General features: G+C 54.6%; 7 protein-coding genes, 2 tRNA genes and 3 rRNA genes. 4 read left to right on the top strand and 8 right to left on the bottom strand.

The genetic code is table 11. The features are described from left to right. Positions 1-107: 107 nt before the first annotated feature. The 6 genes from rrf to tyrS all read right to left on the bottom strand — a co-directional run bounded on the left by rrf (position 108) and on the right by tyrS (position 7,037). Positions 108-223, bottom strand: a 5S ribosomal RNA gene (rrf, locus tag ACZZ0D_RS27385). 171 nt (positions 224-394) lie between these two features. Further along, positions 395-3,291: ribosomal RNA gene (locus tag ACZZ0D_RS27380) — 23S ribosomal RNA — on the bottom strand. Between the two features lie 247 nt (positions 3,292-3,538). After that, positions 3,539-3,614 (bottom strand) — tRNA-Ala (locus ACZZ0D_RS27375). Positions 3,615-3,644: 30 nt separating this feature from the next. Next, positions 3,645-3,721, bottom strand: a tRNA-Ile gene (locus tag ACZZ0D_RS27370). Positions 3,722-3,802: 81 nt separating this feature from the next. Further along, positions 3,803-5,342 (bottom strand): 16S ribosomal RNA (locus ACZZ0D_RS27365). The 16S, 23S and 5S rRNA genes sit together here with 2 tRNA genes alongside, the layout of an rRNA operon. 495 nt (positions 5,343-5,837) lie before the next feature. Then, entirely contained in the window at positions 5,838-7,037 is a 1,200-nt protein-coding gene (tyrS, locus tag ACZZ0D_RS27360; protein WP_463554726.1) for a tyrosine--tRNA ligase, read from the bottom strand. Between the two features lie 212 nt (positions 7,038-7,249). On the opposite strand from tyrS, the gene ACZZ0D_RS27355 reads away from it, so the two are divergent. Together ACZZ0D_RS27355 and ACZZ0D_RS27350 are read left to right on the top strand one after the other, a co-directional pair. Continuing rightward, entirely contained in the window at positions 7,250-8,674 is a 1,425-nt protein-coding gene (locus tag ACZZ0D_RS27355; protein WP_463554725.1) for a peptidoglycan DD-metalloendopeptidase family protein, read from the top strand. A gap of 3 nt (positions 8,675-8,677) precedes the next feature. Continuing rightward, complete coding sequence (locus ACZZ0D_RS27350) at positions 8,678-9,769, top strand: anhydro-N-acetylmuramic acid kinase (RefSeq protein WP_463554724.1); 1,092 nt, start codon at positions 8,678-8,680, stop codon at positions 9,767-9,769. Between the two features lie 73 nt (positions 9,770-9,842). Here ACZZ0D_RS27350 and erpA read toward each other — a convergent pair whose 3' ends face one another. Continuing rightward, the gene (gene erpA / locus ACZZ0D_RS27345) at positions 9,843-10,193 is read right to left on the bottom strand and encodes an iron-sulfur cluster insertion protein ErpA (protein WP_008077999.1); all 351 of its coding nucleotides are present in this window, start codon (positions 10,191-10,193) and stop codon (positions 9,843-9,845) included. A gap of 168 nt (positions 10,194-10,361) precedes the next feature. Beyond that, complete coding sequence (argC, locus tag ACZZ0D_RS27340; RefSeq protein WP_034155112.1) at positions 10,362-11,396, bottom strand: N-acetyl-gamma-glutamyl-phosphate reductase; 1,035 nt, start codon at positions 11,394-11,396, stop codon at positions 10,362-10,364. Between the two features lie 133 nt (positions 11,397-11,529). On the opposite strand from argC, the gene hemJ reads away from it, so the two are divergent. Together hemJ and ACZZ0D_RS27330 are read left to right on the top strand one after the other, a co-directional pair. Further along, a complete protein-coding gene (gene hemJ, locus ACZZ0D_RS27335; protein WP_053124346.1) occupies positions 11,530-11,958 on the top strand; it encodes a protoporphyrinogen oxidase HemJ in 429 nt (142 codons plus the stop codon). Positions 11,959-11,991: 33 nt separating this feature from the next. After that, entirely contained in the window at positions 11,992-12,963 is a 972-nt protein-coding gene (locus tag ACZZ0D_RS27330; protein WP_463554723.1) for an NAD(P)H-dependent flavin oxidoreductase, read from the top strand. Positions 12,964-13,003: the final 40 nt, after the last annotated feature.

Genomic DNA, 13,003 nt, shown 5'->3' with positions numbered 1-13,003 from the left:
CGAATAATAGCTATGCCCCGGGCCGTTGCATAGAAATCAAGCACATGCATTTCCTGCGGGCAAAACAAAACCCCAACTGCTTTCGCAATTGGGGTTTCGGAATTTAATCTTGACGATGACCTACTCTCACATGGGGAAACCCCACACTACCATCGGCGATGCATCGTTTCACTGCTGAGTTCGGGATGGGATCAGGTGGTTCCAACGCTCTATGGTCGTCAAGAAATTCGGGTACTGAATCGTGACCAGATGGCCTCGCTTCAGCAAATTGGGTATGTGATAGCTTTCGGTGTTTTGTGAACATCGAACTTTCGGTTCGTTTCGTCTTCACACACCGCAATCTGGTGCTCTTTCGCTTTTCAGCTTCGAAGCAAGCAAATTGCTTGGGTGTTATATGGTCAAGCCTCACGGGCAATTAGTATTGGTTAGCTCAACGCCTCACAGCGCTTACACACCCAACCTATCAACGTCGTAGTCTTCGACGGCCCTTCAGGGAACTCAAGGTTCCAGTGAGATCTCATCTTGAGGCTAGTTTCCCGCTTAGATGCTTTCAGCGGTTATCTATTCCGAACATAGCTACCCGGCAATGCCACTGGCGTGACAACCGGAACACCAGAGGTTCGTCCACTCCGGTCCTCTCTGTACTAGGAGCAGCCCCTCTCAAATCTCAAACGTCCACGGCAGATAGGGACTGAACTGTCTCACGACGTTCTAAACCCAGCTCGCGTACCACTTTAAATGGCGAACAGCCATACCCTTGGGACCGGCTTCAGCCCCAGGATGTGATGAGCCGACATCGAGGTGCCAAACACCGCCGTCGATATGAACTCTTGGGCGGTATCAGCCTGTTATCCCCGGAGTACCTTTTATCCGTTGAGCGATGGCCCTTCCATACAGAACCACCGGATCACTAAGACCTACTTTCGTACCTGCTCGACGTGTCTGTCTCGCAGTCAAGCGCGCTTTTGCCTTTATACTCTACGACCGATTTCCGACCGGTCTGAGCGCACCTTCGTACTCCTCCGTTACTCTTTAGGAGGAGACCGCCCCAGTCAAACTACCCACCATACACTGTCCTCGATCCGGATAACGGAACCTGAGTTAGAACCTCAAAGTTGCCAGGGTGGTATTTCAAGGTTGGCTCCACGCGAACTGGCGTCCACGCTTCAAAGCCTCCCACCTATCCTACACAAGCAAATTCAAAGTCCAGTGCAAAGCTATAGTAAAGGTTCACGGGGTCTTTCCGTCTAGCCGCGGATACACTGCATCTTCACAGCGATTTCAATTTCACTGAGTCTCGGGTGGAGACAGCGCCGCCATCGTTACGCCATTCGTGCAGGTCGGAACTTACCCGACAAGGAATTTCGCTACCTTAGGACCGTTATAGTTACGGCCGCCGTTTACCGGGGCTTCGATCAAGAGCTTCGCGTTAGCTAACCCCATCAATTAACCTTCCGGCACCGGGCAGGCGTCACACCCTATACGTCCACTTTCGTGTTTGCAGAGTGCTGTGTTTTTAATAAACAGTCGCAGCGGCCTGGTATCTTCGACCGGCATGAGCTTACGGAGCAAGTCCTTCACCCTCACCGGCGCACCTTCTCCCGAAGTTACGGTGCCATTTTGCCTAGTTCCTTCACCCGAGTTCTCTCAAGCGCCTTGGTATTCTCTACCCAACCACCTGTGTCGGTTTGGGGTACGGTTCCTGGTTACCTGAAGCTTAGAAGCTTTTCTTGGAAGCATGGCATCAACCACTTCGTGTTCTAAAAGAACACTCGTCATCAGCTCTCGGCCTTAAGATCCCGGATTTACCTAAGATCTCAGCCTACCACCTTAAACTTGGACAACCAACGCCAAGCTGGCCTAGCCTTCTCCGTCCCTCCATCGCAATAACCAGAAGTACAGGAATATTAACCTGTTTTCCATCGACTACGCTTTTCAGCCTCGCCTTAGGGACCGACTAACCCTGCGTCGATTAACGTTGCGCAGGAAACCTTGGTCTTTCGGCGTGGGTGTTTTTCACACCCATTGTCGTTACTCATGTCAGCATTCGCACTTCTGATACCTCCAGCAAGCTTCTCAACTCACCTTCACAGGCTTACAGAACGCTCCTCTACCGCATCATCCGAAGATGATACCCGTAGCTTCGGTGTATGGTTTGAGCCCCGTTACATCTTCCGCGCAGGCCGACTCGACTAGTGAGCTATTACGCTTTCTTTAAAGGGTGGCTGCTTCTAAGCCAACCTCCTAGCTGTCTAAGCCTTCCCACATCGTTTCCCACTTAACCATAACTTTGGGACCTTAGCTGACGGTCTGGGTTGTTTCCCTTTTCACGACGGACGTTAGCACCCGCCGTGTGTCTCCCATGCTCGGCACTTGTAGGTATTCGGAGTTTGCATCGGTTTGGTAAGTCGGGATGACCCCCTAGCCGAAACAGTGCTCTACCCCCTACAGTGATACATGAGGCGCTACCTAAATAGCTTTCGAGGAGAACCAGCTATCTCCGAGCTTGATTAGCCTTTCACTCCGATCCACAGGTCATCCGCTAACTTTTCAACGGTAGTCGGTTCAGTTCATCCAGTTAGTGTTACCCAACCTTCAACCTGCCCATGGATAGATCGCCCGGTTTCGGGTCTATTCCCAGCGACTAGACGCCCTATTAAGACTCGCTTTCGCTACGCCTCCCCTATTCGGTTAAGCTCGCCACTGAAAATAAGTCGCTGACCCATTATACAAAAGGTACGCAGTCACAGAACAAAGTCTGCTCCCACTGCTTGTACGCATACGGTTTCAGGATCTATTTCACTCCCCTCTCCGGGGTTCTTTTCGCCTTTCCCTCACGGTACTAGTTCACTATCGGTCAGTCAGTAGTATTTAGCCTTGGAGGATGGTCCCCCCATATTCAGACAAAGTTTCTCGTGCTCCGTCCTACTCGATTTCATGACCAAGAGATTTTCGCGTACAGGGCTATCACCCACTATGGCCGCACTTTCCAGAGCGTTCCGCTAATCTCAAAGCCACTTAAGGGCTAGTCCCCGTTCGCTCGCCACTACTAAGGGAATCTCGGTTGATTTCTTTTCCTCAGGGTACTTAGATGTTTCAGTTCCCCTGGTTCGCCTCTTGCACCTATGTATTCAGTACAAGATAACCATCTTATGATGGCTGGGTTCCCCCATTCAGACATCTCCGGATCAAAGTCTGTTTGCCGACTCCCCGAAGCTTTTCGCAGGCTACCACGTCTTTCATCGCCTCTGACTGCCAAGGCATCCACCGTATGCGCTTCTTCACTTGACCATATAACCCCAAGCAATCTGGTTATACTGTGAAGACGACATTAGCCGAAAATTCGAATTTCTCAACTAAGAGAACTCACAAATTTTACCTTAGCCTGATCCGTTACCAGTGAAAGTAACGTTCAGTCTATCTTTCTATCACATACCCAAATTTTTAAAGAACGAACTAGTCAAAGACTAGAAATCAACATTCATCATCACAACGATGGAATGCTCATTTCTAAGCTTTCAAACTTCAGAAGCAGTAGTGGTGGAGCCAAACGGGATCGAACCGTTGACCTCCTGCGTGCAAGGCAGGCGCTCTCCCAGCTGAGCTATGGCCCCGTATTTCTACAGGCGTTTCCCACACAAAATTGGTGGGTCTGGGCAGATTCGAACTGCCGACCTCACCCTTATCAGGGGTGCGCTCTAACCAACTGAGCTACAGACCCAATTTCGGGCTGCTTCTTTCGTCTTCTTCAATGAATCAAGCAATTCGTGTGGGAGCTCATGGAGCAGCTGATGTCGTCGATTAAGGAGGTGATCCAGCCGCAGGTTCCCCTACGGCTACCTTGTTACGACTTCACCCCAGTCATGAATCACACCGTGGTAACTCGTCCTCCCGAAGGTTAGACTAGCTACTTCTGGTGCAACCCACTCCCATGGTGTGACGGGCGGTGTGTACAAGGCCCGGGAACGTATTCACCGTGACATTCTGATTCACGATTACTAGCGATTCCGACTTCACGCAGTCGAGTTGCAGACTGCGATCCGGACTACGATCGGTTTTATGGGATTAGCTCCACCTCGCGGCTTGGCAACCCTTTGTACCGACCATTGTAGCACGTGTGTAGCCCAGGCCGTAAGGGCCATGATGACTTGACGTCGATCCCCACCTTCCTCCGGTTTGTCACCGGCAGTCTCCTTAGAGTGCCCACCATTACGTGCTGGTAACTAAGGACAAGGGTTGCGCTCGTTACGGGACTTAACCCAACATCTCACGACACGAGCTGACGACAGCCATGCAGCACCTGTCTCAATGTTCCCGAAGGCACCAATCCATCTCTGGAAAGTTCATTGGATGTCAAGGCCTGGTAAGGTTCTTCGCGTTGCTTCGAATTAAACCACATGCTCCACCGCTTGTGCGGGCCCCCGTCAATTCATTTGAGTTTTAACCTTGCGGCCGTACTCCCCAGGCGGTCAACTTAATGCGTTAGCTGCGCCACTAAGAGCTCAAGGCTCCCAACGGCTAGTTGACATCGTTTACGGCGTGGACTACCAGGGTATCTAATCCTGTTTGCTCCCCACGCTTTCGCACCTCAGTGTCAGTATCAGTCCAGGTGGTCGCCTTCGCCACTGGTGTTCCTTCCTATATCTACGCATTTCACCGCTACACAGGAAATTCCACCACCCTCTACCATACTCTAGCTCGACAGTTTTGAATGCAGTTCCCAGGTTGAGCCCGGGGATTTCACATCCAACTTAACGAACCACCTACGCGCGCTTTACGCCCAGTAATTCCGATTAACGCTTGCACCCTCTGTATTACCGCGGCTGCTGGCACAGAGTTAGCCGGTGCTTATTCTGTCGGTAACGTCAAAACAGCAAAGTATTAATTTACTGCCCTTCCTCCCAACTTAAAGTGCTTTACAATCCGAAGACCTTCTTCACACACGCGGCATGGCTGGATCAGGCTTTCGCCCATTGTCCAATATTCCCCACTGCTGCCTCCCGTAGGAGTCTGGCACCGTGTCTCAGTTCCAGTGTGACTGATCATCCTCTCAGACCAGTTACGGATCGTCGCCTTGGTGAGCCATTACCTCACCAACTAGCTAATCCGACCTAGGCTCATCTGATAGCGCAAGGCCCGAAGGTCCCCTGCTTTCTCCCGTAGGACGTATGCGGTATTAGCGTTCCTTTCGAAACGTTGTCCCCCACTACCAGGCAGATTCCTAGGCATTACTCACCCGTCCGCCGCTGAATTAAGGAGCAAGCTCCTCTCATCCGCTCGACTTGCATGTGTTAGGCCTGCCGCCAGCGTTCAATCTGAGCCATGATCAAACTCTTCAGTTCAAACATCTTTGGGTTTTTAAGAAACCCTAAACTTGGCTCAGCAATCGTTGGTTACATCTTTGATTTCTCGCGGAGTAACTTGTGATGCTGATAATCTTGTTGACTATCAGTCTGACTCCACAAGCACCCACACGAATTGCTTGATTCAGTTGTTAAAGAGCGGTTGGTTAAGATCTTTCGTCTCAACCGAGGCGCGCATTCTACAGCAGCCTCATTTGCTGTCAAGTGATTATTTTCAGAAGCTTTCGAAGAATTCTTCAACAACTTCAACCACTTGCGCTTCAGATCTCTCGTCAGCGGGAGGCGAATTCTACAGCGTTACACGCTGCTGTCAACACCTCTTTTTCAACTTCCTTTTGGCTTCGATAAACTGAAGCACTTGCTGCCGAAAACTACATAACTCATTGAATCTCAAGGAGTTTTCCGTTTCGACTGCGCCGGAAGTGGGGCGAATTATAGACATCTAGAATTCGCCGTCAACCCCTATTTGCAGCTTTACTCGGATTTCAGCGTAATCCGTGCAAATGCCTTCTTGCCTGCCTGGCAAACGTGAGTCGCGCCCAGTACATACATAAAGGAGCGATCAACCACTTCACCATCAACCCGCACACCACCGGACGCCAACAGGTCGCGCGCCGCTGCAGAGTTCTTCACCAGGCCTGCGTTATTAAGGACAGCGGCGATCGGCATGTCTTCAGCAGAAGTCAGTTCGATCTCTGGCAGGTCATCCGGCAGCTCGCCATCCTTCATGCGATTGCCCGCCGCGCGATGGGCATTGGCCGCAGCCTCTTCACCATGGAAGCGCGCAACGATTTCTTCAGCCAGTTTGATTTTGACGTCACGCGGATTGGCGCCTGCTTCTACATCAGCACGCAGCGCATTGATCTCGTCCATCGAGCGGAAGCTAAGCAGCTCGAAGTAACGCCACATCAATGCATCCGGGATCGAAACCAGTTTGCTGTACATGACGCCCGGCGCTTCCTGAATGCCGACGTAGTTGCCCAACGACTTGGACATCTTCTTCACGCCATCCAGTCCTTCTAGCAGCGGCATGGTCAGAATGCATTGAGCTTCCTGACCGTAACCACGCTGAAGCTCGCGCCCCATCAGCAAGTTGAACTTCTGATCGGTACCGCCCAACTCAACGTCCGCACGCAAGGCCACCGAGTCGTAACCCTGAACCAGCGGATAGAGGAACTCGTGAATAGCGATCGGTTGATTGGTGGTGTAGCGCTTATCGAAGTCATCGCGCTCAAGCATGCGAGCAACGGTGTACTGCGAAGTCAGACGAATGAAGTCCGCCGGCCCCATCTGGTCCATCCAGGTGGAGTTGAAGGCAACTTCGGTTTTCGCCGGATCGAGAATCTTGAACACCTGAGTCTTATAAGTCTCGGCGTTTTCCAGGACTTGCTCACGGGTCAACGGTGGGCGCGTCGCGCTCTTGCCGCTCGGATCACCGATCATCCCGGTGAAGTCACCGATAAGGAAGATCACTTGATGCCCCAGTTCCTGGAACTGGCGCAGCTTATTAATAAGCACCGTGTGACCCAAGTGCAGATCCGGAGCGGTCGGATCGAAACCAGCCTTGATACGCAGCGGTTGGCCGCGCTTGAGCTTCTCGATCAGCTCGGACTCGACCAATAGTTCTTCCGCACCACGTTTAATCAGCGCTAGCTGCTCTTCAACCGACTTCATAACAGACCCGCAAGGCTCAGATTCAAAGGGAACCAACCATACAAGATCGTGCACCAATTACAAGTTTTGCCCGGCGCACGGACACCAATCCACAAACGCGCTGTCTGTAGACTTGCTTAAGATATGATTTGGTTATATTTTATACAGTTATTTCATCTTCATCATGTCATTCATCTTTTCCAATTCATCATATTTCAAAGTCAAAACTACTTATGACCACAGAACCGTCTAAAGCGCCTCCGCTTTACCCGAAGACCCACCTGCTCGCTGCAAGTGGAATCGCTGCCCTTCTCAGTCTGGCGCTCCTGGTATTCCCTTCCAGTGATGTTGAAGCCAAAAAGACGACCCTGAGTCTTGAACTGGAAAGTCCTGCTGAACAACTGACACAAGATCAAGACGCTGCTGACGCCGCTCAAGCCACAAATGAGCCTGTCAGCTCGCCATTTGCACAAATCGAAAACACTGACGAAAACGCACCGCAAACCGCCGAAACCGAGCCAGCACCTGCCCTGGCTGCAGAGAAAGCCAAGGCTGCCAGCCATCGCGAAGTGGTCGTCGCCAAGGGCGATACGCTGTCCACTTTGTTTGAAAAGGTCGGTCTGCCCGCCGCTTCCGTTCACGAAGTATTGGCCAGCGATAAACAAGCCAAACAGTTCAGCCAACTTAAACACGGCCAGAAGCTCGAATTCGAATTGAACCCGGAGGGCCAACTGACGAGCCTGCACAGCAAGGTCAGCGACGTCGAAACCATTACCCTAACCAAGAATGACCAGGGTTACGCGTTCAATCGGGTTACCGCAAAACCGACCGTACGCACTGCTTACGTACACGGCGTGATCAACAGTTCGCTGTCTCAGTCCGCCGCCCGCGCCGGCCTGTCCCACAGCATGACCATGGACATGGCCAGCGTGTTTGGCTACGACGTTGATTTCGCTCAGGACATCCGTCAGGGCGATGAATTCGACGTGATCTACGAGCAGAAAGTGGTCAACGGCAAAGCCGTCGGCACTGGCCCGATCCTCTCTGCACGCTTTACCAACCGCGGCAAGACCTACACCGCCGTGCGTTACACCAACAAACAAGGCAACAGCAGCTACTACACCGCTGACGGCAACAGCATGCGCAAGGCGTTCATCCGTACGCCGGTGGACTTCGCCCGCATCAGCTCGAAGTTTTCCATGGGCCGCAAACACCCGATCCTCAACAAGATCCGCGCCCACAAAGGCGTCGACTACGCAGCACCACGCGGTACGCCTATCAAGGCTGCCGGCGACGGTAAAGTACTGCTGGCAGGCCGCCGCGGCGGTTACGGCAACACCGTGATCATCCAGCACGGCAACACTTACCGTACCCTTTACGGCCACATGCAAGGCTTCGCTAAGGGCGTGAAAACCGGCGGTACCGTCAAGCAGGGCCAGGTGATCGGCTATATCGGCACCACCGGCCTGTCCACTGGCCCGCACTTGCACTATGAGTTCCAGGTCAACGGCGTCCACGTCGATCCGCTGGGCCAGAAGCTGCCAATGGCTGACCCGATCGCCAAAGCCGAGCGTGCTCGCTTCCTCGCGCAGAGCCAACCGCTGATGGCGCGCATGGATCAAGAGAAGGCCACCATGCTGGCTTCGAGCAAGCGTTAAGCCATGGCCCTTTATATCGGCGTGATGTCCGGAACCAGCCTCGACGGTCTGGACATTGCTCTGATTGAGCAGACCTCGGCGATCAAACTGATCGCCACGCACTACATTCCCATGCCTGAATCCCTGCGCGCCGAGCTGCTTGGCTTGTGCGCCAGCGGCCCCGACGAAATCGCCCGTTCGGCGATTGCCCAGCAACACTGGGTGAAGCTCGCCGCGCAGGGTATTCATACTCTCCTCGATCAGCAGCAACTCAAACCCGAAGCCATTCGTGCGATCGGCAGCCACGGCCAGACCATTCGCCACGAACCGGCGCGCGGCTTCACGGTGCAGATCGGCAACCCTGCCCTGCTCACCGAATTGACTGGCATTACCGTGGTCAGCGACTTCCGCAGCCGCGATGTCGCCGCCGGCGGCCAGGGTGCGCCGCTGGTTCCGGCCTTCCATGAAGCTTTGTTCGAAGAGCGTACCGGTAACCAGGCAGTCTTGAATGTCGGCGGTTTCAGCAATCTCAGTCTGATAGAGCCGACCAAGCCTGTAGCCGGTTTCGACTGTGGCCCTGGGAATGTTCTGATGGACGCCTGGATTCAGCAGCAACGCGGTGAAAACTACGATCGCAATGGCGAATGGGCGAGATCAGGGGCTGTTGAGCCAACCCTGTTGCAGGCACTGCTCAGCGATCCATTCTTCGTCACCAAAGGCCCGAAAAGCACCGGTCGCGAAGTGTTCAACCTGCCTTGGCTGGAGCAACACTTGTCACGGTTGCCAGCCTTCGCTGCGGAAAACGTGCAGACCACACTGCTTGAACTGACTGCGCTGACCATCATCGAGTCGCTGCAAAGCGCTCAGTCCGACACTCAGGAATTGCTTGTCTGCGGCGGCGGCGCGCATAACGCCACATTGATGAAGCGCTTGGCCGCCCTACTGCCTAACGCAACCGTAGCCAGCACTGTCACTCACGGCGTCGATCCGGACTGGGTCGAAGCCATGGCCTTCGCCTGGCTCGCTCATTGCTGCCTCGAAGGCATCGCCGCCAACCGCCCGAGCGTCACCGGCGCGCGCGGTCTTCGCGTCTTGGGCGCCATCTACCCGGCCTGATCAAACCGCACACAGCAAAACGCCGCAGAACCGAAAGGCTCTGCGGCGTTTTGTTATCTGAAACGAAGAGGCGTCAGATCGAGAACGAAGAGCCGCAACCACAGGTCGTGGTGGCGTTCGGGTTCTTGATCACGAAGCGCGAACCTTCCAGACCTTCCTGGTAATCCACTTCAGCACCGGCCAGGTACTGGAAGCTCATCGGATCTACCACCAGACTCACGCCTTCGCGCTCGACGATGGTGTCGTCCTCGGCCACGTCTTCATCGAAGGTGAAACCGTATTGAAACCCTGAACAACCGCCGCCCGTAACGAATACGCGCAGCTTCAAGCGATCATTCCCCTCTTCATCGACCAGGCTCTTCACCTTGTGCGCGGCACCGTGGGTGAATTGCAAAGCCGTGGGGGTGAAGGATTCGACGCTCATGCTGACTATCTCCCGGCGTTACGCCGCCATAATGCGTGATGACGCGCATTATCCGCTTCTCCTAGAAAATCGGTCAACTATTGTTACGGTATATCAATAAACCCGATCAACTGCTCAGAATGCAAAAAGGCCCGTTTGACGGGCCTTTTTGCTGCGCGGCTTAAAGTGTTACGGCAGCATACCGGCATGAGACAGGCCGAAGCGCTCGTCCAGACCGAACAGGATGTTCATGTTCTGCACCGCTTGGCCCGACGCGCCTTTGACCAGGTTGTCGATCACCGACAACACCACCACCAGATCGCCATCCTGTGGACGGTGCACCGCGATGCGGCAGACATTGGCGCCACGCACGCTACGGGTTTCCGGATGACTACCGGCTGGCATCACGTCGACGAACGGTTCGTTGGCATAACGCTTTTCGAACAGCGCCTGCAGATCCACCGAACGATCAACCACGGTCGCGTAGAGCGTGGAATGAATGCCACGAATCATCGGCGTCAGGTGCGGAACGAAGGTCAGTCCCACATCTTTGCCCGCTGCGCGACGCAAGCCCTGGCGAATTTCCGGCAGGTGACGGTGACCTTTTACCGCGTACGCCTTCATGCTTTCCGACGTCTCGGAGTACAACGAGCCTACAGCCGCACCGCGACCGGCGCCGCTGACACCGGATTTGCAGTCGGCAATCAGACGCGAAGTATCGGCCAGACCTGCTTCAAGCAAAGGCAGGAAACCCAGCTGCGTCGCAGTCGGATAGCAACCCGGCACCGCGATCAGACGAGCTTTCTTGATCTGTTCGCGATTGACTTCCGGCAGACCGTAAACCGCTTCGTCCAGCAGTTCAGGCGCGCCGTGCGGCTGGCCGTACCACTTGGCCCACTCTTCCGCGTCTTGCAGACGGAAGTCCGCCGACAGATCGATGACCTTGGTGCCCGCTGCCAGCAGTTCGCCCGCCAGTGCGTGAGCCACACCGTGCGGCGTGGCGAAGAACACCACATCGCAAGCGCCGAGGGTTTTGATGTCCGGCACGCTGAAGGCCAAGCCGTCGTAGTGGCCGCGCAGGTTCGGGTACATATCAGCCACGGCCAGACCGGCCTCGGATCGGGAAGTGATCACAACCACTTCTGCCTGCGGATGCTGTGCCAACAGACGCAGCAATTCGACACCGGTGTAACCCGTGCCGCCGACGATACCGACCTTGACCATAACCTGCCCTCAAAGAACCCACTGGAAAGCCGTCGATAATAGGGGCCGCGCGGCCCTGCGACAACCGTCAAGGTGACGTGCGGACGCTCAAGCCTCTACTATCCCGGGTACCGTGAACCTGGAATAACTAAAAATGCTCTATTTATGGATAAAAGCTTTTCACATTGTCAGCGTCGTTTGCTGGTTTGCCGGACTGTTCTATTTGCCGCGATTGTTCGTGTATCACGCGCAAAGCGAAGACACGATCAGCAAAGAGCGCTTCAGCGTCATGGAGCGCAAGTTGTATCGCGGCATCATGGGCCCGGCGATGATCGCCACGCTGATCTTCGGCGGCTGGCTGATCTATCTCAACCCGAGCATCTTCAGCATGGGCGGCTGGATTCACGCCAAACTGACTCTGGTCGTTTTGCTGATCGGCTACCACCACATGTGCGGCGCGCAGGTAAAACGTTTTGCCCGTGGCGAAAACACCCGCAGCCATGTCTTTTATCGCTGGTTCAATGAAGTGCCGGTTCTGATATTGCTGGCTATTGTAATTCTGGTCGTGGTCAAGCCGTTCTAACTTCAACAAGAACAGATCTTTGGGGTATTCATCATGTCGCTGCCCGCTTTGCTCGAACAACGTCTGCGTCTGCCCGTAGTGGCGGCGCCGATGTTTCTGATTTCCAACCCTGAGTTGGTGCTCGCCTGCTGCCGTAATGGCGTAGTCGGCAGTTTCCCCGCGTTGAACCAACGCGAAAGCAGCGGCTTCAAAGCGTGGCTGGAACAGATCGAAGCGGGCCTTGCGACAATGGAGAACCCCGCGCCCTACGCAGTGAACCTGATCGTACACAACAGCAATCCGCGCTTGCAGGCGGATCTGAACATCTGCGTCGAGCACAAAGTGCCGATCGTCATCACCAGCCTCGGCGCGGTGAAAGAGTTGGTCGACGCGGTACACAGCTATGGTGGACTGGTCTTCCACGACGTGACCACTCGCCGGCATGCTGAGAAAGCGGCCGAAGCCGGGGTCGATGGTTTGATCGCGGTGGCCGCTGGCGCCGGGGGCCACGCAGGTACCTGGAGTCCGTTTGCGTTGATCGCCGAGATCCGTGAGTTCTTCGACAAGACGCTGTTGCTTGCAGGATGTTTGAACCACGGCCATGAGATTCTCGCCGCACAGCTGCTCGGCGCGGATTTGGCCTACTTCGGTACGCGATTTATCGGTACCACTGAAAGTCATGCGCCTGACGCTTACAAGGAGATGCTCCTGACAGCCAAGGCTGCGGACATCATTCATACTCCAGCGGTGTCAGGGGTTCCGGCCAGCTTCATGCGCCAGAGCCTGCAAGCCGCCGGTTTCGATATGGCCGCGCTGCAAGGCAAGGGCGAAGTGAATTTTGGCGACAAGCTCAAGCCGATCAATGACGAAGCCAAGGCCTGGAAGACCGTATGGTCTGCCGGTCAAGGTGTCGGGCAGATCGATGACCTGCCGAGTGTCGATCAGTTGATCGCACGACTCGACGCCGAGTATCGTCAGGCGCAGGAGCGCGCTGCACAGCTACCGCTACGCTGGCCTCGCCAATAAAAACAAGCCAGTCGCCCGTTGACTGGCCTTACACTGCTGA

This window comes from Pseudomonas sp. AC193, assembly GCF_979258075.1.
Note: the sequence above shows the minus strand (reverse complement) of the source record. Positions and strands in the feature narration are given on the sequence as shown.

Excerpts from the sequence above, each read along its gene's own strand:
- tyrS (WP_463554726.1), bottom strand. The coding sequence starts at position 7,037 with ATGAAGTCGGTTGAAGAGCAGCTAGCGCTGATTAAACGTGGTGCGGAA.
- ACZZ0D_RS27355 (WP_463554725.1), top strand. The coding sequence starts at position 7,250 with ATGACCACAGAACCGTCTAAAGCGCCTCCGCTTTACCCGAAGACCCAC.
- ACZZ0D_RS27350 (WP_463554724.1), top strand. The coding sequence starts at position 8,678 with ATGGCCCTTTATATCGGCGTGATGTCCGGAACCAGCCTCGACGGTCTG.
- erpA (WP_008077999.1), bottom strand. The coding sequence starts at position 10,193 with ATGAGCGTCGAATCCTTCACCCCCACGGCTTTGCAATTCACCCACGGT.
- argC (WP_034155112.1), bottom strand. The coding sequence starts at position 11,396 with ATGGTCAAGGTCGGTATCGTCGGCGGCACGGGTTACACCGGTGTCGAA.
- hemJ (WP_053124346.1), top strand. The coding sequence starts at position 11,530 with ATGCTCTATTTATGGATAAAAGCTTTTCACATTGTCAGCGTCGTTTGC.
- ACZZ0D_RS27330 (WP_463554723.1), top strand. The coding sequence starts at position 11,992 with ATGTCGCTGCCCGCTTTGCTCGAACAACGTCTGCGTCTGCCCGTAGTG.